We start from the raw sequence: 25,476 nt of genomic DNA on the forward strand, positions 1-25,476 counted from the left end.
GCAGATGATTAATGACCTTCTCCGCTGGCGGCAGGAAGCGACTAAAGAAGACTGGTCTCATCTCGCTCAGCTAGCAAAGACATCCGTTGGCTATCTAGACCAGATTGCATATGGATATCGCCGCGCATCTCCCCAGATGGCTGAAAGTATCGAGAAAGGCACCAAGTTCTTTAAGCGCATTAAGTCAGTATCAAAAGAAAAACTGGTTTTCGCTGAGTTAAAAACCAAAGCAGCTTAAGCAGTATCCCGCTCTTAAACATTCCCGCCCTGAAAAAGGGCAGTAATCAAATTAACGATTCATACGTGACAGCCATCCGGCCGTCGCGCAATTACTTATTCAACAAGAGAATTATCCAACATGAGTTCAGCAAACTACAGCAAACCAACCGAGAACGATATCAACAGAACGCAGACAGATCTCCTTCTCGCAGTTTCACAGATGACCGGGCGAGAGTTCGCTAAAGGTGTTGGTTGCCATGAGTCGAAGATTAGTCGTGCCGACTGGCGCTTTATAGCTGCCGTCATTTGCACGGCAAGAATGGCATGGGAAGTAAGCCCGATGGGACGTTTAGTGCAGGAAACCATTGAGGCGATTAGCGGAAAAGAAAAGGCCCCAAACGCTGGAACGTTTGAGGCCTGATATCGAAATCTGAGCAATTTCAATAGGGGAATTATACATGAAGCCCGATGAGCAACCAAGTTTTAAACGCCTGAAAGAGCAGGCCAGGGATAACTTTTGCAACAGCTTCCAGAGACTTGCGGCAAGTGGTTTACGTCGCTGTCTGGAAGAGGCAAAGAAAGCCAAGGAGTCAGGCAATGATTAATCTCGCATATGACAACGTTCAACCGATAAAACCTGATCTCAAGGTTGTGGAGCAGCGTGTGGCCGATACTGATGACGGGTTCATCATGTTGGCAATGAAGCTTTACGAGGAACTGATCGGGGCTAATCTGACGCGCAATCAGGCCAAGGTGGCGCACGCTGTCTGTCGCAAGACATATGGCTTCAAAAAGAAGATGGATCGCATTGCTGACAGTCAGTTAGCTGAGCTATGCCGCATCAGCAGACCCAAGGCAAACATTGCTAAAAATGAACTGATAGCTATGAAGGTTTTGCTGAAAGAGGGTAGCAAAATCGGACCAAACAAAAACATATCAGAATGGGAAATCCCTACCTGTTCCCAGATAGATAACATTGTTACCAAATCGGTAACAGAAAATGTTCCCAAAGCGGTAACTCAGGGTGTTACCAAAACGGAACACACAAAAGATATTATTCAAAATAAAAAAGAAATAACCCCTATATCCCCTGCCGGGGATGAGTCGATGCCTGCTGAAAAGCAAAAGCGTCAGACAGTCAGCAAATACCACTTCGACCGTGACCAGCTGAAAGACACATGGAACCGCAAAGCCGAAACATACGGCCTGCCGAAAATGGTCAGCATCAGCGCAACCACTGAGAAGGGCATCAAGCGGCTGTATGACTCCCACCTGAAGCACTGCAAAGAAACCGGGCGCCCTGCACAGCAGATTGACCGGTTCATCAACGGTTATATCGAGTACGGCTATACGCCGACTGCTTATGCGTGCGGTGATAATCCTTCCGGAAAGAAGTACGGCATAGAAACAGCTCTGCGCCAGGAGCGCATCGACAAAATCATCAGCCAGGAGGAATGACATGGACAGCTTAGACTTCGAGCAGCAGCTGATTGGTTCGATGCTCATCAAAGGCGATCACGTTGACTGCCGCGACATCGCCAGCAAACTCCCGGTTGAGTCTTTCGCGAATCACCACCTGCGCAGCATGTATCAGGCCATCGTCACACTGCTGGACAAGGCCGAGCCCATCGACCCGTTCACAGTACGCGATGGCATCCCGGAGGAAAGCCGAGACTACGTGCTGACAATCTCCCGGCAGTGCAGCTCTGCAGCAAACATCAAGGCGTGGGCTAAGCGGGTCCGGCAGTGCTGGATGCTTCGTAAAGGCGTCGAGGAGCTGAACAAGGCGGCACAGCTGCTGGCCAGCGCCAACACGCAGAACATCAACGAGAGCATCGCTACCGCAACCGGCCTGCTGGCAAAGCTGCAGTTTGAAACCAACGACAAACTGCCGCGACGCATTGGTGACATGATCCCCGATTACTTCGACGTTCTGGAAGAGCGCATGAAGGGCACCGACTCTGGCCTGTACCTGCAGACCGGCATCGAGGCACTGGATGCTGAGTATGGCGGCTTTGACCGGACAGACCTGATTGTCATTGCCGGCCGTCCCGGGATGGGTAAGACAGAGCTGGCCATCAACATCGCCAACTCAATCGGCCGGCAGAAGGGAACTGGTCTGCTTATCTCGATGGAGATGTCAGAAACGCAGGTTGTGGAACGTCACATCGCTGACCGTGGCGGCATATCGATTGGCTCGCTGCGCAACCCGCTTGGTATGTCTCAGGAGGATTACACGCGGCTTACAACGGCCACAGGCACGCTGCTGGATGAAAATAACTTCGTACTGGTTGGCTCGTTCACGATTGACGAAATCATCGCTCAGGCCGAGCGCATGAACCTGGACGGCGGCCTGAGCTTTCTGGCCATCGACTACCTCGGCCTGCTGCCAATGCCTAAAGCCGAACGCGCTGACCTGGCCATCGCTGAGATAACCCGAAAGCTGAAGCAGTTCTGCCTGCGCAACAAGGTACCGGTGATTCTGCTGGCCCAGCTCAATCGTAACGTTGACGGCCGCGCCGATAAGCGCCCGAACATGGGCGACCTGGCGGGCTCCAGCTCAATCGAGAAAGACGCTGACGTTATCGTGTTCCCGTACCGCGATGAGATTTACAACGAGAACAGCGACATGAAAGGCCTGGCAGAAATCATCATCGGCAAATACCGCTCTGGCCAGCCAAAGACGTTCTACATGAGCTGGAAGAATGGCCACTTCGTCAATATCGATCAGGCTGCTGCCGCACAGCAGTATTCCGACAACAAAACCAAAGAGCAGCCGGCCAATGACTGGCGCTATGGGGGCTAAACATGCAGAAACTAACAGCTGAAATTGCACGCATGGATATCGGTCATCTACGCGAGCATCAGGCTAACCCGCACGTAGGCCTGAGCCTGAGGGAAGAGAAGTACCTGCAAGCCCTTGAGATTGCGCTGCCAGTGCTGGAGCAGCCTGAAGGCGACGGTGACGTTTTCATCGTGATGCGAAAACCCGGCAAGGTGCCAGACATCAAGCGACCTGTTGGTGATGTGGCTGACTACCTTCTCCGGCTTTATCGGCACAATCCTGATGCTGTTTGTGATGTGGTGACCTACCGATTCGCAGGAGTATCAGGCCAGTGGGTGCAGGATGGGCGAGAGCTTCTGGCAATGGCAGGATTGGAACTGGAGCAGCAGGAGAAGGCTGAGGATGGCTGGATTGAGTGGGGCGGGGGCGAGTGTCCGGTACTACAGGAATGCGGTATCGAGGTTAGATTTAGAGAGAGGGCACAAAGTGGCGGTCGCTCACTATGGGATTGGACGCACTCCGGTGGAAGTAAAGACATCATCGCCTATCGGGTGATTGAGAATGATGGGAGGGAAGGATGAGCGAGTGGATTAAGTGCAGCGACCGGATGCCTGAAATTGCAGAGAACTCCTGGAGAACACCGCTTCCCGTTTTAGTTAATTGCGAGATTGGTGTCATTCCTGCCTATTACGGCTTTTCATGGCATAAAGGAATCAAGAATTTTGGCTTTTTAGAGAGTCTTCGCTATGGGAATGACAGCGGACATTCTCCAGATGAGAGCAGTGACTCGCTGATGGCAAACGTAACACACTGGCAACCACTCCCATTACCACCGGAGGACGTATGACAGAGCATCACATTAAGATACTTCCTGAACACTTTTCCCCAGTCGATGCTGGCATTAAACGTGCAGAGCTACGCAAAAACGACCGAGCCTACAAGCAGGGCGATATTCTCAACCTATGCGAATGGGATGGAGATAACTTTACCGGGCGCTTTGCCATTCGGCAGGTATCACACGTTGCCGATGTGAGCACCTATCTACCAGGGTATGTGCTGCTAAGCATGGAAGATGTGGGCCCAGCACACGAAGATCTTATGTGGTGAGGTAATCATGAACAACGTAATCCCCCTCAGACCAAAGCATCAGCCTGTTAAAGACTCCCGCTCAGCCATCCTCACCGCACTGAAGATGATCCGCGAGGGTGGCCACAATAAGCAATCAATCGATCTGCTTCTCAGTGCAGCAGCAGACAACCTCTATGACTACGTGGAGACACTTGAAGGGAGGTAACAGTGGAAACGCAACGTTATCTACTGAGAGACAACAGCATCAGACAGAACTGCATCACCGCCATCCAGCAACTCCCCACCGATAGCAACAAACCAGTCGAAATAGTCATTCAGGAGCGCAAGCGCAGTACGGACCAAAACCGCCGTATGTGGCCGCTTTTGCACGACCTGTCCCGCCAGGTTGAATGGTACGGACAGAAGTACAGCCCGGAAGACTGGAAAGACCTTATCACCGCACTCGTTGCGAAATCCAAAAACGAACAGCAGCGCACCGCACCCGGTATCGGCGGCGGCGTCGTCATGTTCGGTTCCCGGACCAGCAAGATGCGGGTGAGAGAAATGGTCGAGGTCATCGAGGCGATTTACTGGTTTGGCACAGAGCAGAACGTGAAATTCAGCGACGAAGCCCGGCGTGAAATCGAATGGGCCCAAATGTACGGGAGTCAATCATGAAACATGGCAGACACTTTTCTCACTCACAGGAATTCTGTAACCGCATTGCACACCTCCGCAGTCAGGGGCTGGCATGGTCAATCATCAGCGCAAGAACCGGACTATCTACCGGAACGTGCCAAAACCTTGCGAAGAGGGCGCGATGAGCAGACAACGGAAGTCCCCCACGCAAATCATCATGGACCACATGATATTCATCCCCACACCGCGCACCAGAACGCGACGTAAGCGCATTCAGGAAGCCAGTGAGGTAAAGACATTTGATTACACGTACGGGCTGTTAAAAGCCAAATGGGACCGCATGAGGAGAGCACGATGAAATGCATCTGGATTGCTTTGCTGCACGCTTCTGCCTTTGCGGCCAGAAAGCTATATGGAGTGGAAGTCAGTCAGGTTGATGTCTGGCTTGAAGATGGCCGCAAACTACTCCTGATGGACAGAACAGAGGCAGACAGACTTAAGTTCATGGCGAAAGAGCTCAATAGTGAGTGGACTGAAAGTCAAAGAGCAGCACTGAATGAGGCGGTTCAGCGCATCAGAGCAGAGGGAAAGGGGGCGAGTAATGTGTGAAAACTGCGGCGAACCACTCAAGCCTGACGAGGTGTACTACTGCGCCAGCTGCCTCGATGAGTTAATAGGCAAAGACCCAGCATACGATATGACAGGTGGCAATGATGGCTGATATTTACCAGAAGATTGATGGAAGCAAATACAGAAACATTTTCGTCGTTGGTGATCTGCACGGTTGTTATAACCGGCTTATGACACAGCTTGATGAACTGCAATTCGACAGGCAGCAGGACCTTTTGATTTCAGTCGGAGACTTAATTGACCGCGGCCCCCAGAATCTGGAGTGTCTTGATTTGATTATGGAGAAGTGGTTTGTCTGTGTTCGAGGCAATCATGAGGAAATGGCTATCAATGCTCTGGCAGGAAGGAACGTTAATCTATGGTTTCATAATGGCGGCGACTGGTTTAATCGTCTGGATTATGACCAAGAGGTTCTCGCTCGTGCACTTATCGCTAAAGCAGAGCGCCTGCCATACGTTATTGAGCTGGAGCTCAGCGGAAAGACGATCGTCATTGCTCATGCAGATTATCCCTCTGACAAATATAAACTCGGCAGTGCTATAGATACCGAAAGGGCTGTGTGGGATAGGTCAAGATTTAATGCGCTAGCTGATGGAAAAGAGCGTGGAATTGAAGGTGCTGATGCATTTTACTTCGGACATACACCGGTTCAGCGCGCAGCTAAGGCAGGCAATCTGAACTATATCGATACCGGCGCAGTGTTCGGGAACATATTGACTATTGTTCAGGTGCAGGGAGGTGGCGATGGCTAAAGGCACCAAGCCCAAGCCGCCGAAGCCTAAGAAGTGCAAGTGTTGCCCCGAGAAGTTTATCCCCCGCAATAGCCTCCAGACAGTCTGCTCCCCTAAGTGCGCCATCCAACTCGCAACCCTGCTATCCGAGCGCAAGCAAAAGCGTCAGGAGAAAGAGCAGCGTGCAGCCTGGAATAAGCGCAAAGCAGATGTGAAGCCGTTAAGCCACTGGATGAACATGACCCAGCGAGCATTCAACGACTACATCAGGGCGAGAGACGGAGATATCTGCATCAGCTGCGGCAGCACAACGGCGGTCAGCTACCACGCCGGGCACTATCGAACCACGGCGGCGGCATCACAGTTACGCTTCGACGAGGACAACGTACACAGCCAGTGCTCAGCGTGTAACACCCATCACTCCGGCAACATCGGTCCGTACCGCATTAATCTCATCACCAAAATCGGCCTTCAGCGCGTCGAGGCGCTCGAATCTAACAACCAACCACACCGATACACCAGAGAGGAACTGGAACGCATCAGAGCGCGTTACAGGGCTTTGCTGCGGGCATTGGTCAGGCAAAGAGAGGCAGCATGAGTGATTACCTCAAAGACAAATGGCGCAAGCTACGCATTCTCAGGATGCGCGGCATGTATGAGATCAACTATCGACTGATACGCATTGAGCTGAAACTAAAGGGAGGTAGCCATGGCGGTACGCGAGCTTAAATTAACGGATGAGCAGCATAGCTGGGTAAACAACTGGCTGGAGCTTTGGGGCGCCTGGGTATATTCAGGGAGACTGGAAAAGCGGCAGAGCAGCGTCATCGCGCAGTGGATGTCATCTGTTGAGCCGCAGTCTTATCCATACCGACCGATGTGTAACGATGATGACGGACTCTTGATTTCTCAGGTCGTGGACTCCGTCATGAGCATCGATAAAAAAGCTTTCGGCATTCTGCTGAGCTACTACGCGCATGGCTCTACCGAGCACGCAATCGCATCTTACTATCATCGGGTCGCAAGTCCGCGCAAATTAACCACCCGGGGCGGCAACCGCATGAAGATCCCTTCGATGAGCACATGCCGCAGAGAGGTGAAGGAAATATTGTCTGCAAGCCAGTACATAATCTATATGCCGCTGCTAAAAGCGATGAACGAGAGGGTAAAAGTAAACAAAGTGAGGAAAGTTGCTTAGTACGTGTTGACATCAATGAGCAAATGAGCAACTATATTCACATAAGCTGCCTTAAGTGTTCTTAGGGTACGCCAAAGTACAAATTCCATCACTCTGTGATAATTAGAAAGCCCTCCGGACTCACCATCCGCGAGGGCTTTTTGCATTTCTGCACCCAATTAAAAAGCCCAGCCACAGAGCTGGGTTTCTCGTTTTCGCCCCTGCCAATCAAAGCGACCTCATGGATTTCCCCCACGTGGCAGCGGGCGACTTTTCACAGCAAACGGCCGGATACCTCCGGGCAATGCCGGAGACGGCTATGAACAGCACATCAAACAGCGCCCGTGAGGTTAAGCATGGGTGAAAACAGCATCATCACTGGCGTTCTCGGCCTCATATTTGGCGGCGGGGCAGTAGCAGTTCTCTGGAAGCCTTTAGCAGCAAGCCTCCTTTCTCTGGGCATCAGCAACAGGGCGGGCGGTGAAATCATCTCCAACTATAAGGAGCAGGTTCAGCTGCTGAAAGAGAGCAACAACCTGCTTCGTGAAGAAAATGACGAGCTTCGTGAGCGGCACGACAAAAACCTTCGCCGGATATCCACACTGGAGACGGACCTCAAGCTGATTAAAAACGCGCTGGGAATCCTGTTGGCTATGTCAGAGGCCAGTAACGCTGTAGGCAATGAGCGATTCAGAACGGAAGTAAACAGGCTGATCGCCAATCTGGAGACCGACAGCGATGGCACCAACTAAACCGAATCACAAACGAAGCCTGATTATCGGCGGCGTTCTTACCGTACTGACGCTTATCTGCATCACCATGACCTGCATGTTCGTTTACGTCAGCAATGACGCCAACCAGAAGATTGACGCCATCCGCGATGATTATCGCAGGGTTGCCGATCGTCGCGATGCAAAAGTGGTTCGCCTGGCAGAGCAGGTAGGCGAGTTAAAGCAGAAAGTGGACAACATACCGGACCGCACAGCAAACAAAACTGCCGACAAGGTTAAGCAGGTTGTGAAAGAGGATGAGAGCAAATGACCGACAGTAAAATCATCCCGATCCTGAACGTAGAGGAGGGGTACAAAGAGGCACCCTATCTCGATACGCAGGGTTATCCAACCGTTGCCGGCGGCATCCGCATCGGGCCAAAGGGCGCCAGCCTGAGTAATTACACCTTCCGCGTACCGCGTACAGTGGGCGATGTATGGAAGCAGACCATTGTTGACCAGAAGGTTAACGAGATGAACCAGCGGCCGGCCATTGCGGCGGCTCTGGCAGCCTGCAATCCACCGCGCCGCGACATTCTGATTAGCATGGCCTACCAGATGGGTACTGACGGTCTGGCAGGCTTCAAAAATACGCTGAAACTGATTGCAGACGGCAACTTCAGTGCTGCAGCTGACGGCATGCTTAACAGCCTGTGGGCGAAGCAAACGCCTAACCGTGCCAAACGTCACGCAGATGTGATGCGCACCGGCAGCTATGACATTTACCGGGGCCTCATTTGATGGACATGTTCAGCGTTCTCCGTGGCAGCAGCGGTAACATCTCTCTGAGCCGCACGCAGGCCGCTCTCGCTTTCCTCGTCTGCTGTGGCGTAGTTGGCTGGCAGGCCTACAAAGGGACGCTGTCAGATGTCACATTCGGTCTGTTCTTTGGCTTCTCGACAAGTGGTTATATTGCTGCGAAGAAAATCGCCACTGACAAAGATATCAAAGAGCAGAAGATTGACGCTGGTATTGATCCGGAGAGCAGGCCATGACGACCATCGAAATGATATTCACTGTAATCGGTATGGTAATTGCTGCAGTGGCTGGCGCATTCGGCATTGGTCACTCTAAGGGTAAAGCCAAAGCAGAGCAGGACGCTGCCGATCGCGAAACCAAAGCTGCTATCGATTCCCAGCAGGCTGCATCACAGCGTCAGACAGAAACCTTAAAAGGAGCTGCAGATGTTCAGGAAAACGTTTCCCGTATGCCTGGCAGCGCTGTTGACGACGAGCTGCGCACAGACTGGCTTAACAAGAATTGAAGTCGTGGACACTGCCTGTAACTGGGTAAAGCCTATCCTGGTGACTGAGGCGGACATCATGACGATGGATGAGCGCACCAAGCGGGCCATCCTGACGCATAACAAGACATGGAAAGCCAACTGCCAGCAGGAAGCGAAATGAGCGCCTACCAGATTTACAACATCTTTTCAGGCATCTGTATTGGCGCACTCATCGCAACCTGGGTCGGATTCTGGATTCACCAGCGGCAGGACCGCCGGCACCGCACAGAGTTAAGTCGCATGCAGCAGCAGATCATCTCCGAAGTAAAGAACAGCCTCAGAAAGTAGCCAGACACTGAATCTACTAAGGGTTGAATTGGCACAAAATCCTAGCCATTATCTTTCCTCGTTAACTTTTAAGGACAAAATAATGGCGGCTCAGTTAGATGGCGTTTCTAAGCAGATTCTTGGGACACTATTGGCAGATTTCACAGATAGATCGCTGACAATAAGTGAGCTTAAACATGGTTATGAAGGGCCAAAAATGGATGCCCTTGCTACGGCCGTTTGTAATGCTGAAGACTACACAAAAGTTGATTTCGATGTTGCAATTGGTGAATTAGAAAAAGCTAAGTTGCTTAGAACTGGTCCACGAGTGTTCCATGAAAATAAGCCAGGGTCATCAGTTATCTTTGTGGGAACTTATAGCAAGAAAGAGTATGCCTGCTTAACTGAGGCAGGATACAAAATATCAAGGCTTGCTCCGAATAAACCTCCCAGAGTTAATCGCGTTATAAATCATGTAACGATATCCGGCGGGAACTTTACCAATCTGCAGCTTTCTGCAGGTGAAAATATCAACCAGAGCATGACATCCACAGTTAACTCAGAATCGGAAAACGTTGCTCGTCTGATTTCGATCTTAGAAGAGCAAGGAGTAGTTGTTGATGAGAATTCAAAGCAGCTTGTTATCAATGCTGTTGCTGAAGCACAAGAAGGTAATGCGGGATCTGCAAAGGCATTGATTGCGAAAGCCTGCGGTGATGCGTGGGCAAATGTGCAGCCTTTAGCGTGGGGAATACTTGGAGACATGGTTAGAAAGAGTTTAGGTCTATAAACACTAAGCCGCCTACGGGCGGTTTTTTATTAGGCGCCATTTATCTGTGTAGCCATCACTCAGCTCATCACTTCCGGTGGGCTGACTAATGGTTAATTGCATATCAACCAAGGAGTTTCCATGTCGCTTAAACGCAAAGAGTTACCCCGTTATAAGGGCAAAGAGAATCAGGTTCTGGCCCTGAAGATCAAAGAAGTCCGTCAGGCAGTAGATGGCACCGGTGTTATTGTGCCGGAGGATGAATTCTATCCAGAATTTGAAGTCTCCAGCGAATACATGAGCCTCAACCAGCCTAAGAAGGGCGGCTACTACGTTGAGTCAATCGACGGTCAGCCTTTCTATCTGGAAGCGAAAGACTTCGACAAGCAGTACTCACTGATGAAGTGATCATTACAGAGCATCTCACGGGGTGCTCGATAATGACAAAGGAGACCACCATGGCCGAAACAGCAAACGCTACTGAGCTTACGTCACAGCAGCAAACCCGACTGACCATTCTCGACATGCTGCAAAACGATACCGCCGCCGCACAGCAGGCAATCAACTTTATCGGTGATGACCAACTGAAGCTGGAACTGTTCAAGCGGCAGTACACGCTGGCACAGACAGAACCCACTGCGGTATCACGCACAACCAAAGCGATTCAGGGTGTGAAAGACGCTCTGCCGCTGTTCCAGTAAGAGAGAAACCTGATGGCTGAACTCAACGAACAACAAGAGCGCTTCTGTCAGGAGTACGTGATTGATCTGAACGGCACCCAGGCGGCAATCAGAGCCGGGTACAGTGAGAAATCATCCCGGCAGATAGCCAGCGAGAACCTTTCAAAACCGGCTATACGCAGCCGCATCAGTGAATTAGCCAAAGAGCGCAATCAGGCAGTAGGCCTCAGCGCAGAGTTTGTCATCGAGGGAGTGATTAAAAACATTCGTCGGTGCGAACAGGCGGAAGTCGTTTATGACAAGAAAGGCGATCCGGTGATGGTCGAAGGGCCTGACGGAATCATGTCTCCTGTCTACAAATACGACGCCAACGCAGCGCTTAAAGGCTATGAGCTGCTCGGCAAGCACCTGAAGCTGTTCACTGACAAAGTGGAGCACTCCGGCAGCATCGAAACCATGTCAGACGAAGAACTTAACGCAAAACTCGCGAGGCTTGTAAATGGACAATCTGAAGCGCGAGGAGAAGCTTGAGTTAATCCGGCTGCTGGAAGAGAAAGCCCGCCGGTTAGTTGTGAACCGCTACCGCACCTACTTCGACACACGATACCCATGGCAGCGCAAATTCATCGCGCAGACATCAAGCTATCGTCAGTGCGCTCTGATTGCTGCTAACCGCGTTGGCAAGACAGACACCGCAACCTATATCGACGCCATCCACCTTCTCGGTGAATATCCTGAAGGGTGGGAGGGATACCAGTTCGACCACGCGCCGCTGATGTGGTGCCTCGGTTACTCCGGTGAGAAGTGCCGTGACCTTCTACAAGCTGCAATCATCGGCAAGAAGGTTAACGGTGAGTTTGCCGGTGGCCTGATTCCTCCAGATCGCATCGTATCCACAGAGCCAATGACCGGTACACCTAACGCTGTCCGCTCTGCCTATATCCGGCACAGCAGCGGCGAGCTGAGCAAAGTGCAGTTCTGGTCATACACGCAGGGCCAGCATGCACTGATGGGTGACAGCGTCGACTGGTTTCATATCGATGAAGAACCGGAAGACCACGAAATCTACCCGCAGGTGCTGACGCGTACTGCTACCGGCGACAAAGGCCGCGGTGGTCGTGGCATCCTGACATTCACGCCAGAGAACGGGCGCACCGACCTGGTTATCAAGCTGCTTGATGATCCGGCTGAATCACAATCCTGCATGAACGTTGGCTGGGATGACGCGCCGCACCTGACCGAAGAGACAAAGAAAAGCCTGCTGGAGTCATACCCTCCGCACCAGAGAGAGATGCGAACCAAAGGCATCCCGATGCTGGGACATGGCCGCATATTCGACTTCAGCGAAGACAAGATTACCTGCGAGCCATTCCCGATACCGAAGCATTACATGGTTATCGACGGCATGGACTTCGGCTGGGACCACCCACAGAGCCGCGTACAGCTGGCAATCGACCTCGACAGCGACACCTATTACGTCATCAAAGCGTGGAAGGCCAGCAAGACATCACCTGCTGAGGCATGGGGCGCGACAAAGTCATGGGCCAACAAGGTTCCTACCGCATGGCCTCAGGATGGTCTGCAGACGGAGAAGGGCAGCGGACTGCAGCAGAAGTCGTATTACTCAGATGCGGGCTTCCTGATGCTGTCTGACTGCGCACAATGGCCTGATGGCTCCCGTTCTGTTGAAGCCGGACTGTTTGAGCTGCACGACCTGATGAGTAGCGGGCGCTTTAAAGTGTTCGCCGGCCTGCGCGACTGGTTTGAGGAATTCAACTTCTACCACCGTGACGACCGCGGGCGCATCGTTAAGACCCGCGACGACCTGTTAGATGCAACCCGATATGCCTACATGATGCGCCGCTTTGCTAAGCGCTTTGGTGATATCGGCACAGTGAAAGAGAAAAAATTACCGGCGCCAATTCGCCCTATTTCCCGGAGTAGATAATGGCCGACAAAGACGAAAAATTGCAGACCATTCTCACGAAGTTTGACCGGGACTGGACAGCAAGCGACGAGGCCAGAACGGAGGCAACTAACGACCTGTTCTTCAGTCGCGTGAGCCAGTGGGATGACTGGTTATCAGATTACACAACGCTGCAGTATCGCGGTCAGTTCGATGTGGTGCGCCCGGTAGTCCGCAAGCTGGTAGCAGAGATGCGCCAGAACCCGATTGATGTGATGTTCAAGCCGAAAGACGGTGCCAGCCCGGATGCGGCAGATATCCTGATGGGTATGTACCGCACTGACATGCGCCACAACACGGCGAAGATTTCCGTCAACGTTGCGGTGCGTGAGCAGATTGAAGCAGGTATCGGTGCATGGCGGCTGGTCACTGAGTACGAAGATCAGGACCCGACCAGCAACAACCAGATTATCCGGCGCGTACCCATCCACGAAGCGTGCTCTCACGTTGTTTGGGATGCCAACTCAAAGCAGATGGACAAGAGCGACGCGAAGCACTGCACGCTCATCAGCGCACTGAGTAAAGACGGCTGGAGTGCCTTTGCTGAAGATTACGGGCTAGATAAAGATGACATGCCTGATTTCCAGTCGCCATCTTCCAACTGGATTTTCCCCTGGACGACCAGCAACGTTTATTACATCGCTGAGTATTACGAAGTCGAAGAGAAGAAAGAGCTGGTATTCATCTATCAGGACCCGATGACCGGTGAGCCAGTCAGTTACTTCAAGCGTGATATCGCTGATGTGATTGATGAGCTGTCTGACAAAGGCATGGTGAAGATAGGTGAGCGCAAGGTTAAACGCCGCCGGGTATACAAAACGCTGCTGACACAGTCCGCAATCCTGAAAGACCGAGAGCTGATTGCAGGCGAGCACATCCCGATCGTACCGGTGTTCGGTGAGTGGTCATTCGCCGGCGATAAAGAAGTTTATGAAGGTGTAGTCAGGCTGACCAAAGACGGACAGCGACTGCGCAACATGATTATGAGCTTCAACGCTGACACAGTGGCCCGCACGCCGAAGAAGAAGCCATTCTTCAACCCGGAGCAAATCGCTGGCTATGAGCACATGTACAGCGGGAATGATGATTACCCGTACTACCTGCTCAACCGCACTGACGAAAACAGCAATGACCTTCCACCGGCGCCCATAGCGTACATGGAAAACCCGGAGGTTCCGCAGGCCAATGCATACATGCTGGAAGCCGCCACAAATGCTGTGCGCGAAGTGGCTGACACCGGCGTTGATGCTGCAGCTGCAGGAGGGCAGGTAGCGTTCGATACCGTCAACCAGCTGAACATGCGATCTGACCTCGAAACGTATGTGTTCATGGATAACCTGGCTACCGCGATGCGCCGCGACGGGGAGATTTACTCCTCAATCGTGAATGACATCTACGATGTGCCGCGCACGGTGTCCATGACGCTTGAGGATGGCAGCGAGAAAGAAGTGCAGCTGATGGCGCAGGTTATCGATTTCCAGTCCGGTAACTCAGTGACGCTCAATGATGTGCGCGGCCGGTATGAGACCTATACCGACATTGACCCGTCATTCCAGTCTATGAAGCAGCAGAACCGCAGCGAGATAGCTGACCTGCTTACGAAAGTGCAGCAGGGTACGCCTGAGTACCAGATGCTGCTCCTGCAGTACTTCACTCTGCTGGATGGCAAAGGTGTCGAGATGATGCGCGAGTATGCGAACCGTCAGCTTGTCACCATGGGCCTGAAGAAGCCGGAAACGCCAGAAGAGCAACAGTGGCTGGCAGAGGCACAACAGGCTCAGCAGGGACAGCAGGACCCTAACGCACTCATTGCCCAGGCGCAGGTTATCGCTGCACAGGCTGAAGCAGAGCGTGCACGTAACGAGACTGCACAGACACAGATTAAAGCATTCACCGCTCAGCAGGATGCGCAGGAATCGCAGGCTAACACTGTCTACAAACTGGCTCAGGCCAGAAACATTGACAGCGACGCCGTGATGAAAGCCATCAAACTGCTGAGCGAGGTTGCATCACAGCAACAACAAAACCTTCCTTCCGCCAATACCGGCGAGATTCCTCGAACCATGTGAGAGAGCTAAACAACATGAGCGATACCACCGAAATTCAGAACACTGAAGAGCAACGCCTGCCCGGCGATCACGCAGCGGCATCTGCTGATAGTCAGGTCGAGGGGAATGCCACCCAGACCGATGAGCAGGATGAGGGCTTCGATATTGTCCTGAAGGACGATGAGCACAAGCCGAAGCAGGACCACGACACCAACGCTAAATTTGCAGCCCGCCGCATTGCGCGTAAGCGTCAGCGCGAACTGGAGCAGCAGGTTGAAGCCGTCAGCCGTGGTGAGCTTCCGGAAAATCTGCGGGTTAATCCTGACCTGCCAAAGCAGCCTGACGTGAACGAGTACCTGTCAGACGAGGCATTGTCCAGGTATGACTACGACCACAATCGCGCACTGGCTGCGTTCAACGCCGCTAATGCAGAGTGGCAACTTAAGGCAATGGACGCGCGAAGCAACGCTGTCGCCGAACAAGGCCGCAAGACACAGGATTACACCCGCCAGTCGACACAGCATGTCGAGGCAGCACGTCAGCACTATGACGCCGCTGAAAAGCTCGGACTGGCTGACTATGACGAGAAAGAGGAAGCGTTCCGCGCACTGGTTCCCGCCGGTGTGGACGTGGCGCTGATGCAGCTCTTCCCGGAGAAGTCAGCCGCGATGATATATCACCTGGGTAGCAACCCGGAGAAAGTCCGACAACTGATGTCGATGAGCGAACAACAGGTGCTGATTGAACTCACGCGCCTCTCAGACCGTTTAACTCTCAAGCCTCGCGGCAAGACCGTGTCAGCAGCCCCACCGGTAGATGAACCGGTTCAGGGAAGCGTCGCTGCAGCCAACATCTCCGCACTGCAGAAGCAGATGGAGAAAGCCGCAGCAAAAGGTGACACGGAAACGTACCGCAAACTTAAAGCACAAATTCAAGGAATTAAATAATGGCACTTTCCGAAGGTCAGATGATCACCTATGCGGTGGACGAAGTAATTGAAACCATCCAGAACCTGACGCCGATGGCTGAGCGCGTCAGCAAATACACCCCACCGGGCGCCGCAATGCAGCGTTCAGGTAACACAGTGTGGATGCCGCTGGAGCAGGAAGCACCTACTCAGCGCGGCTGGGACCTGACCGACAAAGAGACCGATATTCTGGAACTCTCTGTTAAGGTCAATATGAACGAGCCGGATAACGACTTCTTCGCGCTGCGTGCCGATGGTGTTCGTGATGAGCGCTCATACCGTCGTCGCATTGCCGCCTCTGCTAAAAAGCTGGCGAACAACGTGGAAGCGGAAATCGCCCGTCAGGCTGTCGAAATGGGCTCACTGGTTGTGACCAGCACCGGTCCGATCGGCAACGCTAACACCGGCTGGGACTTCATCTCAGAAGCTGAATCGCTGATGTTTGCCCGCGAACTGAACCGCGATGCAGGCCTGTCGTTCTTCTTCAACGCCAATGACTACCGCGGCGCTGGCCGTGACCTGGCCGGCAAAGATTTCTACGGCCGCATTCAGGATGACGCTTACTCAAAAGGCGTGATTCAGAAACAGGTCGCTGGCTTTGATGACGTCCTGCGCTCGCCTAAGCTGCCAACGCTGCGTGCCTCTCAGGCTACCGGCGTAACCGTCAGCGGCGCTCAGAAGTTCAAGCCGGAAGCATGGCGCACCGATACCGACGGTAACCGCGAGAACGTGGATAACCGTACGGCTACCGTGGCTGTAAGCTCCGGCACCGGCTTCAAACGTGGCGACAAAATCAGCTTTGCAGGCGTGAAATTCCTGGCGCAGATGGCGAAAAACGTACTGGTTCAGGATGCAACTTTCTCGGTTGTAGCCGTGAACGGTAACAACATCACCATCACGCCGAAGCCTGTCGCGCTGGATGACACCACCCTGACCGCAGAGCAGCGTGCTTACGCCAACGTGAACACCTCTCTGGCTGCAGGCGCTGCAATCAACATCCTGAACACTGACGATGCGCCAACCAACGTGTTCTGGGCTGACGATTCCATCCGCCTGCTGTCTCAGCCGATCCCGCTGGACCATGACCTGTTCGCCGGCATGAAGTCTCAGAGCTTCAGCGTGCCGGGCACTGGCCTGAACGGTGTGATCGCTTTCCAGGGTGATATCGACATCCTCGGCGGCAAATGCCGTATTGCTCTGTGGTATGCAGCAACTGCTGTGCGCCCGGAAGCAATCGGTGTTGGCCTGGCGAATCAGGACGTGGCTACCGCAATCACCGGCTAACCAGTGATAAGGGGCTTCGGCCCCTTTCTTCGGAGACGATCATGAGCGTAATGCTTTACAAAGAAGGCAAAGGTACGCGGGTGTGGGGCAAGGAGTATCAGACTGTCATCGTTCGTGATGATGAGCTGGCAGAGTTCCGCGCCAAAGGCTGGAAAGACCACCCGGACGAAGTCAGCGCAAAGCCTGCTGAAGATAAGCCGATTAAGCGTACTCGCCGCACTCCTGCGGAAGAAGCCGGAAAGCCTCAGGCAGAGGTAAGCGATGAACCTACAAACGAAGGGTGACATTGTCAGGGCGGCGCTGCGTAAGCTGGGTGTGGCCTCAGATGCCACGCTCACTGACGTTGAGCCGCAGTCGATGCAGGATGCTGTCGAAGATTTAGAGATGATGATGGCGGAGTGGTACCAGGACAGCAAAGGCATCATCACCGGCTACATCTTCTCTGACTCCAGCGCGCCACCATCTGACGGCGACGAGCACGGCATGCGCTCCAGTGCTATCAGCGCAGTCATGCACAACCTGGCAATTCGCATAGCGCCGGATTACGCAGTAGAGCCAGCAGCCAAAATCGTTACCACCGCCCGGCATGGCAAAGAGCAGCTTTATAAATTCTCTGCAATGAGCCGGGCTAAGCGTGCTGGCTACCCGTCCCGCATGCCGACCGGCAGCGGCAACCGCGGCGTTACGCTGAATTCTGTCAATTATTACCCCGGAGAGAGACCAGATGCCGATTCAGCAGCTTCCACTGATGAAGGGAGTGGGTAAGGATCGCCGCAACGCGGATTACGTCGACTTTCTCCCTGTCAACATGCTGGCCACTCCCAAAGAGGTGGTAGGTGCCAATGGCTATCTGCGCTCTTTCCCTGGCATTGTAAAGCAGAGAGATGTGGACGGAGTATCACGCGGCGTTATGTATAACTCCCATGAAAGCGCCGTATACCGTGTTTGTGGAACAAGGCTATACAAATCAGGTGAGGATATCGGGGAGGTGGCGGGGGACTCTCGCGTGTCTATGGCCTGCAGCTACAACAGCCAGGCGATAGGGGCTAACCGGACGATAACACTCTTTCGTTATGATGGTGAAGTGCGCACACTTTCTAATTGGGCATCATCAACAGGCTATGCTCAGTATGAGCTTGGTGCAGTTAGGGACATTTGCCGTAACCGTTCAAGATATGTGTGGAGCAAGGACAGCAGCGATTCATTCTTTGTGAGCGATCTTGAGGATGAGTCAAAGCCCGACCGGTACAGCGCTGAGTACCGGGCAGAAAGCCAGCCGGACGGTATCATCGGCATAGACAACTGGCGTGATTTCATTGTGTGCTTTGGCACCACAACGATTGAGTACTTTTCTCTGACCGGAGCATCCAGTGCCGTCGGCGCCGCTTTGTACCAGTCTCAGCCGTCGCTAATGGTGCAGAAAGGCATTGCAGGCACGCGATGTAAAACGAAGTACGCAGATACCCACGCAATTCTGAGTCATCCGGCAACGGGTGCGCCATCGGTATACATCATCAATGCCGCACAGACCCAGCAGATAGCTACGGCATCTATCGAGAAGATACTGCAGGGATATACAGTTGAAGAGTTGGCGACCGGATTTATGGAAACCACCCGGTTTGAAGCGCATGAGTTACTGATTATTCATCTGCCGCGCCACGTTCTTGTATACGACGCATCAGTTACGCAAGCGGGTCCGCAGTGGGCAATCCTCAAGACGGGATTTGATAGCGCAGCATACCGCGCGATTGATTTCGTGTATGAGGGTAATGCGATCAGCTGTGGAGATAAGTCAGAAGCGCTAACCGGCACACTCAGCAAGGAAGTGTCCAGCCAGTATGGTGAGCAGCAGGAGCACCTCCTGTTTACGCCATTGTTCCGTGCTGATAACGCCAGAGCATTTGATTTCGAGCTGGAATCAGGCACCGGTGTTTCACAGGTGGCCGAAAAAATGTTTGTTTCAGCTACTGCGGACGGCATCAATTATGGGCGTGAGCAGCTGATACCGTGGAACGCTCCGTTCCGATATGACCAGCGAGCCCTGTGGCGCCGGCTTGGGCGCATCCGTAAAAATATCGGTTTCAGGGTCAGAATAATCACTTCTTCACCGATTACGCTGAGTGCCTGTCAGCTAAGGCTAGAGTAATGGCAGATAAACCGCAGGAAGTCATCGTTCAGGCAAGCCGCATCGATGACTCCGTTTTACCTAGCAGTTTTTCCCTCGCTTACAGGCTTTACATAATCCAACAGGGCTCGGACCTGAAAGGGATTGCAGAAGCCTCAAATAGCGCCAACGGAATGGCCTATCAGGCAACCATAAAGAATCAGCAGCAGGATATAACCTTAGCTGACCACAGCGTCAGGATTACTTTTGCTGAGTCCCAGCTGGCAAACCACGAAGGAAGAATCACTAACGCTGAGGGTGCGCTCGTTTCTCTCGCTGGCAGGGTTGGAGTTGCAGAAAGTGATATTGACTTTATTCAGAGCGATTATGTCTCTAAATCAGCGACAGATACGCAAGGCCTGCTGTCACCCCTGAACGTTACCACATCATATTCAGTTGGCGGCGTGAAAGTGGTGGGGGCGAGAGTCACCGGGTTTACAGCGGCCAGTGGCACCGGTCTTAAGGGATCATTTGCGGCTGACACCAGCTACACCATTGGCACAACCTATTCTCAGGCTCAGGTGCAGGCTCTGGCCAATGGTCTCAGAGAGGCAAGGCAGCGCATTAAGGCACTTGAGGATGCATTGCGATCGCACGGGCTGATTAACTGATGATTACATTCAATCCAACCAGAAATATCGACCTGATAGAGCGCGTCGGCAATCACCCGGGCATCATCGCCGGCAGCAACAACGGTGACGGTTATGAATACCGCCCGGAGTGCAGATATTTTGAGGTGAATGTTCACGGCGTCTTCGGAGGCCTCGTGTATTACCACGAAATTCAACCGATGAGCTTTGACTGCCACGCCATGTATCTGCCGGAAGCCCGCGGGTTCAGTTTTGATATTGGTATGGCGTTCTGGCGCTACATCCTCGGATCTACTGATGTCCAGTGCGTAACGTCATTCGCTGCCCGTAAATTCAGGCATGGCCAGATGTACTGCGCGTCTATCGGCCTGCAACGCGTCGGCACCATCCGGAAATACTTCAAAGGCACCGATGACGTGACGTTTTACAGCGCCACACGTGACGATCTAATCACCTTCCTCAATTCCAGGAGTTAACCATGTTTTATGCAATGAAGCTGGGCAGGCAGCTGCGCGGCGAGGAGCCGCTTTACCCTGAAAAGGGAGGTAAAGGTGGAGGTGGTAGCGGTGGTGCCAAAGAGCAGGCTGATGCCCTCAACCGTTCAACTGACCTGCAGCGTCAGCAGTGGCAGACGGTAATGAATAACCTGGCGCCGTTCACGCCACTTGCGCAGCAATATGTTTCGCAGCTGCAAAGCCTTTCCACGCTCGGCGGGCAAAATAGTGCGCTAAACAGCTACTATGGCTCAGACCAGTACAGGCAGCTGGCAAATCAGGCTCGATACCAGTCATTGGCGGGCGCAGAGGCAACTGGAGGACTCGGTTCAACGGCAACCAGCAATCAGCTCGCGACGATCGCGCCAACTTTGGGCCAAAACTGGCTGAACGGACAGATGCAGAACGCGCAGAATCTGGCAAATATTGGGCTTGGTGCGCTGCAGGGGCAGGCTAATGCCGGTCAGACGTACGCAAATAACGCCGGTTCGATTTATCAGCAGCAGGCAGCACTTGCGGCAGCAAACGCTAACCGACCATCAGGTTTTCAGAGTGCGCTGGGTGGCGCAGCATCGGGTGCGGCTGCCGGGGCTGGATTGGGAAGCATCGTTCCCGGGGTTGGCACTGGCATTGGCGCAGCAATTGGTGGCGGCCTCGGCCTGCTTGGGTCGCTTTTCTAAGGGGTGAGCATGGCACTTTCACAATCATGGAATGGCGGCGGGCTTCTGGCTGGCATCGGTGGTGCAAATATGAATGCACCGCAGGCAAGTGACGTTAACGCCACGCTTGCACTTATCCGCGATAACAACGCTCAGCAGGCCAGCGGCGCTAACAACATGGGACTGCAGACGCTGCAGGGTCTAGGTGGTGTTGCTCAGGCTTACCAGCAGTCAGCCATGGCAGAAGGGCAGAAGGCATTCAACCAGGCACACGCTCAGGCGTGGGCTACGGGCGACACCTCTCTGTTACGCCAGTTTGCGCTGCAGAACCCGGCATTTGTCGAGAAAGCACAGCAGGCAGTGGGCCACCTGAATGACCAGCAGAAGGCAGATATCGGTTCTCTGGCGGCAGGAATGCGTGTGTCACTCTCTCAGGGACCAGAGGCGTTCAGCAAGTTTGTGAACTCTAACGGGGCAACGCTGCAGCGAGTGGGTGCCGATCCGGGTACTGTTCTGCAGATGGGCGTAACTGACCCGCAGCAGGCGCAGCAGTTCGTTGACACCCTCGGCATGTCATCACTGGGTGGAAAGGACTATTTCGACGCGGTAGATAAGCAGCAGGGTCGCAAAATTGACGTTGGTAAGCTGCAGGAAACCATCCGCAGCAACCAGGCTGGCGAGGCCATTCAGGTCAGAGGGCAGGATGTAGCAGCGGCAACGGCACGCAGGGGGCAGGATATTACTATGCGCGGACAGGACATCAGCGCATCGAACTCTGCAGCAGACCGGGAGCTGCGTAAGTTTGCACTGCAACAGCAGGCAATAACTAACCAGCTCTCACGTGCAAAAACACAAGCAGAAGTAGAAAGCCTTAACCTTAAGCTGGACCAAAACAAGCGTCAGCAGGTAGAAGCTCAGCAGCAGAAACAGGTATCCCTGGGGTACGCGTCAGAAGCTGCGCAATTAGCAAAAGCCCTATCAACAGATCCTGAGCTGGGTCAGGTGACAGGGTCAGTAAATACCTGGACTCCAGTAGTTAGAAATAGCAGCCAGGACGTACTAAATAATGCCAACCGTCTTCAGTCACTACTTACCTCTGACAACCTCAAGCTAATGTCTGGCGTGTTGACTGACAGAGATATTGTTTTCCTCGGTAATATTGCATCAGGCCTTAACATCACTGACAAAGGCATTAAAGGTAGCGAGGCATCGGTCAGGAAACGGCTGAGTGATATTGCGACCAAGCTTGAATCTAAACTATCAGCGCAAGGATATGCAGGGACAGCGCAATCTCAAGTAGGAGCTCCTGACTCCCAGCCAGCAGCTGCCGGCGGATTTTCAAACCTATGGGGTGATTAATGGCTAAGGCATGGAAAGAGGTTATTGCTTCTCCGCAGTTTCAGGCTTTGCCAGCGGAACAACAGTCAGCAGCGCAGGAGCAATATTTCAATGAGGTAGTTGCCCCCCAGGCAGGCAGTAATGCTGCTGCTGCCCGGCAGGCATTTTTCTCCGCTTATCCAACAGTGACCAGCAGCCAACAAAACCCGGCATCAATGTGGCAAGCCGCAGCGCCGGCTAATCAACAAAGCGCTTCATGGGGAGACAGAGCGCCGCAGACTCGAGCTCAACAGATAGCGGGTGGCCTGGCTGAAACTGGACGCGGTGCGCTACAGGCAGGTATTAACATTGCAAACATTCCTGCTGAGCTAACAGATGCAATTGTCAGCGCGGGTTCATGGCTCGGCAATAAGCTTGGCCTCGGAGATGGCACATATGATGCAGCTCCACGGCTCACAACAGACGGAATTGAAAGTGCTTTAGGGCTGAGCAAAGGAACCCTTACACCACAAAGCGAAGAAGGAAAGGTATTTGCAGAGGCTTTACCTTACCTAACCCCTGTTGGGCTTGAAAGGCTGGCCACCTCGGCGCCAACGCTTGCAGGTCGTATTTTCAACATGGGCACCAGATTAACTGCTGAAAATACCACCGGTGCTTTGGCCGCTAACAGTGGTACAGACAGCAACGGGTCATTCCTGGGTGACTTAGCAACAGGCGTAGCTGCGGGCGGGGTTGTTAATGGTGCAGTGAAGGGAGTTAGCGCCGCCGCTCGGGCATACGGTCAGAGAGGGGTTAATGAGGCTGCTGCTAATCTGCGAGATGTGGTAACGCAGGGCCGGCAGGCAAGCACGGTAGAGCAAACTGGGCAAGCCATCTCTGAAGCTCCTGACACATCAATCTTGCGTACACGCGTTCAAATTAATAATCCCGTTACCGGAGAGGCAGCAAGCGTAACCCCTCAGGTTTACCGTGCCGCTGAAGAAGTAAGGCCTGATCAGAACGTATTGGATGCCGCTGAGCGCGTAGGCGTTAGAGACCAGTTGCTACCATCTCATTATTCTAAAAATCCGACATACAGAGCGATTGAACAGGGGCTAAAATCCATCCCTGCAAGCCAGCTGGCTGCGCAGGAAGCATCAGCCATAGGGACTCTTGCGCAAAAAGCAGATGATCTGATTGCAGAAGCCGGCGGCACCCAAAATAAAGTGGCTCTTTCAGAGAGGTTCAAATCAGAGTCCAGCAAAGCTATCGATGAGCTGACTCGTCGATCAGATGCAATCTACTCAGATATCAGTAGTTCTATATCCCCACGCACTACAGCTACAGCTGATGAGACCATCTCTTTACTCAATAGCAAAGCGGCAGATCTCGGTGGCTTGGAAAACCTGTCATCAGCAGAACGTACTGTTATGCGACGTTTGGGTATGAGAGCGGTAACCAATAGCGACGGTACAATTACTCAGGTCCCCCCAACATATGCACTGCTGGACAATACGCGTAAGCAGATAGGCGCCGCTATAAGCCGAGGTGAAGGGCCTTTCAAAGACCAGACCACGGCTGAACTAAAACAGCTCTATGGTGCTATAACAGCCGATCAGGAGAAAGTTGCTGCAGCATATGGGATGGGAGATAAGTGGGGCCTTGCAAAAGACCTGGTGTCGCAGAGGAAGGGTTTGGAAGATCATCTTGTCACAGCTCTTGGCAAAGATCTTTCTGGCACGTACTCCAGTAGACTCACCCCGGCCATTCAGGGCCTGAGGAAAGGTAACGTTCAGGCGTTCGATAATCTGATGAATGCTACACCAAATGGATTACGTCAGGAGGTGGTCGCATCAGCACTGAATGATATATTCACTTTGGGTTCAAGAAAAGAATCGCAACTGCATATCCCCGGCTTTGTAGACTGGTACTCAGGGGCTCAGCGTTCAGGCGCCCTCAGCAGAGTTACTGACGAGCTTCCGACGGCAACAGCTAAACGCCTGCACGACCTATATATTGTCGCCAATGGCATTAGAACTGCCAAGACAAGTGAAATAACAACAGGTCGAATTCAGGCTCTTCTCGACCAGTTCGACAAAGATGGAGGGATGGTTTCTAAACTTTATGATGTGGGGAAAAAGGCTGCAGCAGCCGAAGGTGTAACATCATCAATTGGCTTACCCGGTGCGGGAGCAACATCGGTAATTGTCTCTACCATATCGCGTAACAAGACTGCACGCACCGTCGCAGCAGATCGTCTGATTTCCTCCCATGAGTTCAGAAACGCAGCCCGATTAATGGCAGGAGCTGATTCCGCAAGGCTTGCAGGAGCAAGGAAAGCAGCAGAGCAAGCCCTTCAAAGGAGTCAGCGTTATCAAAGGTGGGCAGCAACACTCCAGCCTAGAGAAAGGCAGGCTATTGCTAAGGTGGGATTGCTTAACTGGCTAAACGGTACAGGTGAGCAGTATTGATTACCATTTGAGTATGCTCTTACATACCCAAACTCCGATAACAACTGCCAAAATCCAGCCGATACTTATCATGTGGAATCCTTAATTGCACTGGTAGGTCTCTTTCAGGGCGCTAGTAACAGCTAGCGCTCCGGACATGGTTTTAACACGTGTTGCGTTGCGGTCGAAATATTCAAGTGCTGCATCGTCTATAGAGTACATTGTTGTTCCTGATGGTATGCAGATCTCTCTGGTTGAATGCAGGGCGCCAGCTGCTCCATTTACGTACATCATATACATCATTGCCTGATAGCTGGCGTTACTTCCATCCATAGGCTTACCTGCGCTTCTCCATGCGTCATACATAACGCCGGCAATAACTAAATCCTTTCCAGTATTGAAGGCCATGCAGCTTGCAGAAAATGTAATCAGAGCTGAAGCAACTAATAACCTCATTATGTTTTCCTTATAAGTTAATAAATAAATCAACCACAAACAGCCTCGGCAAATGCCGGGG

General features: G+C 52.8%; 40 protein-coding genes. 39 read left to right on the forward strand and 1 reads right to left on the reverse strand.

Features of this window, described 5'->3' with window-relative positions; all coding sequences use genetic code 11:
- Nucleotides 1-4 precede the first annotated feature (4 nt).
- The 39 genes from SB719_RS01735 to SB719_RS01925 all read left to right on the forward strand — a co-directional run bounded on the left by SB719_RS01735 (nucleotide 5) and on the right by SB719_RS01925 (nucleotide 24,980).
- Nucleotides 5-238: a transcriptional regulator gene (locus SB719_RS01735; RefSeq protein ID WP_412158802.1), complete on the forward strand. Its 234-nt coding sequence runs from the start codon at nucleotides 5-7 to the stop codon at nucleotides 236-238.
- A 120-nt stretch (nucleotides 239-358) separates the two neighbouring features.
- Complete coding sequence (locus SB719_RS01740) at nucleotides 359-640, forward strand: CII family transcriptional regulator (protein WP_412158803.1); 282 nt, start codon at nucleotides 359-361, stop codon at nucleotides 638-640.
- A gap of 37 nt (nucleotides 641-677) precedes the next feature.
- Nucleotides 678-824 carry a hypothetical protein gene (locus tag SB719_RS01745; RefSeq protein WP_412158804.1) on the forward strand — a complete coding sequence of 49 codons (147 nt, stop codon included), beginning with the start codon at nucleotides 678-680 and terminating at the stop codon, nucleotides 822-824.
- A complete protein-coding gene (locus SB719_RS01750; RefSeq protein WP_412158805.1) occupies nucleotides 817-1,677 on the forward strand; it encodes a replication protein in 861 nt (286 codons plus the stop codon). The genes SB719_RS01745 and SB719_RS01750 overlap by 8 nt, the downstream gene beginning before the upstream one ends.
- 1 nt (nucleotide 1,678) lies before the next feature.
- A complete protein-coding gene (locus SB719_RS01755; RefSeq protein ID WP_412158806.1) occupies nucleotides 1,679-3,025 on the forward strand; it encodes a replicative DNA helicase in 1,347 nt (448 codons plus the stop codon).
- A 2-nt stretch (nucleotides 3,026-3,027) separates the two neighbouring features.
- Entirely contained in the window at nucleotides 3,028-3,585 is a 558-nt protein-coding gene (locus SB719_RS01760) for a hypothetical protein (protein ID WP_412158807.1), read from the forward strand.
- On the forward strand, nucleotides 3,582-3,851 hold the full coding sequence (locus tag SB719_RS01765; protein WP_412158808.1) for a DUF551 domain-containing protein: 270 nt from the start codon (nucleotides 3,582-3,584) through the stop codon (nucleotides 3,849-3,851). Before SB719_RS01760 ends, SB719_RS01765 begins: the two co-directional genes overlap by 4 nt.
- Complete coding sequence (locus SB719_RS01770; RefSeq protein ID WP_412158809.1) at nucleotides 3,848-4,111, forward strand: DUF3850 domain-containing protein; 264 nt, start codon at nucleotides 3,848-3,850, stop codon at nucleotides 4,109-4,111. The genes SB719_RS01765 and SB719_RS01770 overlap by 4 nt, the downstream gene beginning before the upstream one ends.
- Nucleotides 4,112-4,118: 7 nt before the next feature.
- Nucleotides 4,119-4,298 carry a hypothetical protein gene (locus tag SB719_RS01775; RefSeq protein ID WP_412158810.1) on the forward strand — a complete coding sequence of 60 codons (180 nt, stop codon included), beginning with the start codon at nucleotides 4,119-4,121 and terminating at the stop codon, nucleotides 4,296-4,298.
- Nucleotides 4,299-4,300: 2 nt separating this feature from the next.
- Nucleotides 4,301-4,750, forward strand: coding sequence for a recombination protein NinB (locus tag SB719_RS01780; protein ID WP_412158811.1), 450 nt, complete (start codon nucleotides 4,301-4,303; stop codon nucleotides 4,748-4,750).
- Between the two features lie 187 nt (nucleotides 4,751-4,937).
- Nucleotides 4,938-5,069, forward strand: coding sequence for a NinE family protein (locus SB719_RS01785; RefSeq protein WP_412158910.1), 132 nt, complete (start codon nucleotides 4,938-4,940; stop codon nucleotides 5,067-5,069).
- The gene (locus SB719_RS01790; RefSeq protein ID WP_412158812.1) at nucleotides 5,066-5,320 is read left to right on the forward strand and encodes a hypothetical protein; all 255 of its coding nucleotides are present in this window, start codon (nucleotides 5,066-5,068) and stop codon (nucleotides 5,318-5,320) included. The genes SB719_RS01785 and SB719_RS01790 overlap by 4 nt, the downstream gene beginning before the upstream one ends.
- Nucleotides 5,313-5,432, forward strand: coding sequence for a hypothetical protein (locus SB719_RS01795; protein ID WP_412158813.1), 120 nt, complete (start codon nucleotides 5,313-5,315; stop codon nucleotides 5,430-5,432). Before SB719_RS01790 ends, SB719_RS01795 begins: the two co-directional genes overlap by 8 nt.
- A complete protein-coding gene (locus SB719_RS01800; protein WP_412158814.1) occupies nucleotides 5,425-6,093 on the forward strand; it encodes a metallophosphoesterase in 669 nt (222 codons plus the stop codon). The genes SB719_RS01795 and SB719_RS01800 overlap by 8 nt, the downstream gene beginning before the upstream one ends.
- Nucleotides 6,086-6,670, forward strand: a complete 585-nt coding sequence (locus SB719_RS01805; RefSeq protein ID WP_412158815.1) for a recombination protein NinG — start codon at nucleotides 6,086-6,088, stop codon at nucleotides 6,668-6,670. Before SB719_RS01800 ends, SB719_RS01805 begins: the two co-directional genes overlap by 8 nt.
- A 111-nt stretch (nucleotides 6,671-6,781) precedes the next feature.
- Nucleotides 6,782-7,270, forward strand: a complete 489-nt coding sequence (locus SB719_RS01810) for an antiterminator Q family protein (RefSeq protein ID WP_412158816.1) — start codon at nucleotides 6,782-6,784, stop codon at nucleotides 7,268-7,270.
- A gap of 335 nt (nucleotides 7,271-7,605) precedes the next feature.
- A complete protein-coding gene (locus SB719_RS01815; RefSeq protein ID WP_039379268.1) occupies nucleotides 7,606-8,001 on the forward strand; it encodes a hypothetical protein in 396 nt (131 codons plus the stop codon).
- Complete coding sequence (locus SB719_RS01820) at nucleotides 7,988-8,290, forward strand: hypothetical protein (RefSeq protein WP_412158817.1); 303 nt, start codon at nucleotides 7,988-7,990, stop codon at nucleotides 8,288-8,290. The genes SB719_RS01815 and SB719_RS01820 overlap by 14 nt, the downstream gene beginning before the upstream one ends.
- Nucleotides 8,287-8,760 (forward strand): lysozyme, encoded by a 474-nt coding sequence (locus SB719_RS01825; protein WP_412158818.1) that lies wholly within the window; start codon nucleotides 8,287-8,289, stop codon nucleotides 8,758-8,760. Before SB719_RS01820 ends, SB719_RS01825 begins: the two co-directional genes overlap by 4 nt.
- Before the next feature lie 5 nt (nucleotides 8,761-8,765).
- Nucleotides 8,766-9,014: a hypothetical protein gene (locus SB719_RS01830; protein WP_412158819.1), complete on the forward strand. Its 249-nt coding sequence runs from the start codon at nucleotides 8,766-8,768 to the stop codon at nucleotides 9,012-9,014.
- Entirely contained in the window at nucleotides 9,011-9,283 is a 273-nt protein-coding gene (locus SB719_RS01835; RefSeq protein WP_412158820.1) for a hypothetical protein, read from the forward strand. The genes SB719_RS01830 and SB719_RS01835 overlap by 4 nt, the downstream gene beginning before the upstream one ends.
- Nucleotides 9,284-9,287: 4 nt before the next feature.
- Nucleotides 9,288-9,425, forward strand: a complete 138-nt coding sequence (locus SB719_RS01840) for a hypothetical protein (RefSeq protein ID WP_233496291.1) — start codon at nucleotides 9,288-9,290, stop codon at nucleotides 9,423-9,425.
- Nucleotides 9,422-9,592, forward strand: a complete 171-nt coding sequence (locus SB719_RS01845) for a hypothetical protein (protein WP_412158821.1) — start codon at nucleotides 9,422-9,424, stop codon at nucleotides 9,590-9,592. Before SB719_RS01840 ends, SB719_RS01845 begins: the two co-directional genes overlap by 4 nt.
- 82 nt (nucleotides 9,593-9,674) lie before the next feature.
- Entirely contained in the window at nucleotides 9,675-10,361 is a 687-nt protein-coding gene (locus SB719_RS01850) for a hypothetical protein (RefSeq protein ID WP_412158822.1), read from the forward strand.
- Between the two features lie 120 nt (nucleotides 10,362-10,481).
- Nucleotides 10,482-10,748: a hypothetical protein gene (locus SB719_RS01855; protein WP_094111426.1), complete on the forward strand. Its 267-nt coding sequence runs from the start codon at nucleotides 10,482-10,484 to the stop codon at nucleotides 10,746-10,748.
- Nucleotides 10,749-10,798: 50 nt separating this feature from the next.
- A complete protein-coding gene (locus SB719_RS01860; protein WP_412158823.1) occupies nucleotides 10,799-11,041 on the forward strand; it encodes a DUF2560 family protein in 243 nt (80 codons plus the stop codon).
- A gap of 12 nt (nucleotides 11,042-11,053) precedes the next feature.
- Nucleotides 11,054-11,551 (forward strand): terminase small subunit, encoded by a 498-nt coding sequence (locus SB719_RS01865; protein ID WP_412158824.1) that lies wholly within the window; start codon nucleotides 11,054-11,056, stop codon nucleotides 11,549-11,551.
- On the forward strand, nucleotides 11,520-12,968 hold the full coding sequence (locus SB719_RS01870) for a terminase large subunit domain-containing protein (protein ID WP_412158825.1): 1,449 nt from the start codon (nucleotides 11,520-11,522) through the stop codon (nucleotides 12,966-12,968). Before SB719_RS01865 ends, SB719_RS01870 begins: the two co-directional genes overlap by 32 nt.
- On the forward strand, nucleotides 12,968-15,055 hold the full coding sequence (locus tag SB719_RS01875; protein ID WP_412158826.1) for a portal protein: 2,088 nt from the start codon (nucleotides 12,968-12,970) through the stop codon (nucleotides 15,053-15,055). Before SB719_RS01870 ends, SB719_RS01875 begins: the two co-directional genes overlap by 1 nt.
- A 14-nt stretch (nucleotides 15,056-15,069) precedes the next feature.
- Nucleotides 15,070-15,981, forward strand: coding sequence for a scaffolding protein (locus SB719_RS01880; RefSeq protein ID WP_412158827.1), 912 nt, complete (start codon nucleotides 15,070-15,072; stop codon nucleotides 15,979-15,981).
- Complete coding sequence (locus tag SB719_RS01885; RefSeq protein WP_412158828.1) at nucleotides 15,981-17,285, forward strand: P22 phage major capsid protein family protein; 1,305 nt, start codon at nucleotides 15,981-15,983, stop codon at nucleotides 17,283-17,285. Before SB719_RS01880 ends, SB719_RS01885 begins: the two co-directional genes overlap by 1 nt.
- A 41-nt stretch (nucleotides 17,286-17,326) precedes the next feature.
- Nucleotides 17,327-17,569, forward strand: coding sequence for a hypothetical protein (locus SB719_RS01890; protein ID WP_412158829.1), 243 nt, complete (start codon nucleotides 17,327-17,329; stop codon nucleotides 17,567-17,569).
- A complete protein-coding gene (locus SB719_RS01895) occupies nucleotides 17,547-18,050 on the forward strand; it encodes a packaged DNA stabilization gp4 family protein (RefSeq protein ID WP_412158830.1) in 504 nt (167 codons plus the stop codon). Before SB719_RS01890 ends, SB719_RS01895 begins: the two co-directional genes overlap by 23 nt.
- The gene (locus SB719_RS01900; RefSeq protein WP_412158831.1) at nucleotides 18,010-19,431 is read left to right on the forward strand and encodes a packaged DNA stabilization protein; all 1,422 of its coding nucleotides are present in this window, start codon (nucleotides 18,010-18,012) and stop codon (nucleotides 19,429-19,431) included. Before SB719_RS01895 ends, SB719_RS01900 begins: the two co-directional genes overlap by 41 nt.
- Nucleotides 19,431-20,060, forward strand: a complete 630-nt coding sequence (locus tag SB719_RS01905; RefSeq protein ID WP_412158832.1) for a phage tail protein — start codon at nucleotides 19,431-19,433, stop codon at nucleotides 20,058-20,060. Before SB719_RS01900 ends, SB719_RS01905 begins: the two co-directional genes overlap by 1 nt.
- Nucleotides 20,060-20,515: a DUF2824 family protein gene (locus SB719_RS01910; protein ID WP_412158833.1), complete on the forward strand. Its 456-nt coding sequence runs from the start codon at nucleotides 20,060-20,062 to the stop codon at nucleotides 20,513-20,515. Before SB719_RS01905 ends, SB719_RS01910 begins: the two co-directional genes overlap by 1 nt.
- A 2-nt stretch (nucleotides 20,516-20,517) precedes the next feature.
- Nucleotides 20,518-21,213 carry a DNA transfer protein gene (locus SB719_RS01915; protein WP_412158834.1) on the forward strand — a complete coding sequence of 232 codons (696 nt, stop codon included), beginning with the start codon at nucleotides 20,518-20,520 and terminating at the stop codon, nucleotides 21,211-21,213.
- Nucleotides 21,214-21,222: 9 nt separating this feature from the next.
- Nucleotides 21,223-22,551, forward strand: coding sequence for a phage DNA ejection protein (locus SB719_RS01920; protein WP_412158911.1), 1,329 nt, complete (start codon nucleotides 21,223-21,225; stop codon nucleotides 22,549-22,551).
- On the forward strand, nucleotides 22,551-24,980 hold the full coding sequence (locus SB719_RS01925) for a hypothetical protein (RefSeq protein WP_412158835.1): 2,430 nt from the start codon (nucleotides 22,551-22,553) through the stop codon (nucleotides 24,978-24,980). Before SB719_RS01920 ends, SB719_RS01925 begins: the two co-directional genes overlap by 1 nt.
- 81 nt (nucleotides 24,981-25,061) lie before the next feature.
- Here SB719_RS01925 and SB719_RS01930 read toward each other — a convergent pair whose 3' ends face one another.
- On the reverse strand, nucleotides 25,062-25,415 hold the full coding sequence (locus tag SB719_RS01930; protein WP_412158836.1) for a Rap1a/Tai family immunity protein: 354 nt from the start codon (nucleotides 25,413-25,415) through the stop codon (nucleotides 25,062-25,064).
- Between the last annotated feature and the right edge of the window lie 61 nt (nucleotides 25,416-25,476).

Source organism: Pantoea sp. SIMBA_079 (assembly GCF_046940275.1).
Taxonomy (GTDB): Bacteria; Pseudomonadota; Gammaproteobacteria; order Enterobacterales; family Enterobacteriaceae; genus Pantoea; species Pantoea borealis.